This is a genomic window from Actinoplanes sp. NPDC048791 (genome assembly GCF_040650095.1).
GTDB lineage: Bacteria > Actinomycetota > Actinomycetes > Mycobacteriales > Micromonosporaceae > Actinoplanes.
On sequence record NZ_JBEZGQ010001719.1, the window covers coordinates 1 to 1,094 of the forward strand.

Below are 1,094 nucleotides of genomic sequence, written 5' to 3' on the forward strand. Positions count from 1 at the left end.
CGGCGATCCGCGCGCCCTTACCGATCCGGGCGCCGGGCATCAGCGTGCTGCGGGACCCGACCCGGGCGCCCGCTCCCACGCGCACCTTGCCGATGTGGACGAGGTCGCCGTCGACCCAGTGGCCCGACAGGTCGACCTCCGGCTCGATCGCCGCGCCCCGGCCGAGCTTCAGCAGGCCGGTGACCGGCGGCGCGGAGTGCAGGTCGACGTCGGGGCCGAGCTGAGCGCCGAGCGCCCGGGCATAGGTGGTCATCCAGGAGGCTCCGGCCACGCTGGTGGCACCGGACAGCTCCGCGAGCCGTTCGGCGGCCCACAGCCGCAGGTGCACACCGCCACCACGCGGGTAACTGCCCGGGCGTACGCCGCGCAGCAGCAGCCGGGCTCCGGCGGCGGCCACGGCGATCCGGCCGAGCGGGCTGAACAGCAGCGCCCAGCCCAGCGCCACCCACCACCAGGACACGACCGGCGTCCAGGACGCCGGGGCCAGCAGGGCCAGGACGTTGCCGAGGGCGGCCAGCACGGTCAGCCAGCGCAGCCCGACCAGTGCGAGCATCGGAACCATCAGCACGGCCTGGACCAGCCCGGCGCGGCGCGGCGTCGGCCGGACCTCCCGGCGGGTCGCCGCGGTGGTGTCGAGAGCGTCCAGCACGGCCGCCAGCCGCGACAGCCTCGGGTGCAGGTAGATGTCGGCCACCGAGACCCGCGGGTGCCGCCGGCGGATCCACGCCACCAGCTGCGCCGCGTTCAAGCTGCCGCCGCCGTGGTTGAAGAAGTCGGCGTCCGCCTCGGTGGGACGCACTCCGAGGATCTCGGCCCAGCCGCCGGCGAGCCACTCCTCGGTCGCGGTCAGCTCACCGGCCGCGTCCTCGGCGACGGCCAGCGGCCAGGGCAGCGCGGCCCGGTCCACTTTGCCGGAGGTGCGGGTCGGCAACGCGTCCACCACGGCCAGCAGCGGCACGAGCGCGGCCGGCAGCTGCACACGGATGCGCAGCGCCGCCGCGGCATCGTCGAAGGCAGCACCGTAGGCCGGCTCCGCGTACCCGACCAGCTGTTGATTGCTGGCAGCGGTCCGCTGGACCGCCGCGGCGGCCCCG

The 1,094-nt window shown here is 76.1% G+C and carries 1 protein-coding gene; it reads right to left on the bottom strand.

Annotated elements, in window-relative coordinates; all coding sequences use genetic code 11:
- Positions 1–1,094, bottom strand: a 1,094-nt coding sequence (locus tag AB0C29_RS49905) for a phosphopantetheine-binding protein (RefSeq protein WP_360835610.1), incomplete at both ends; no start/stop codon positions are given.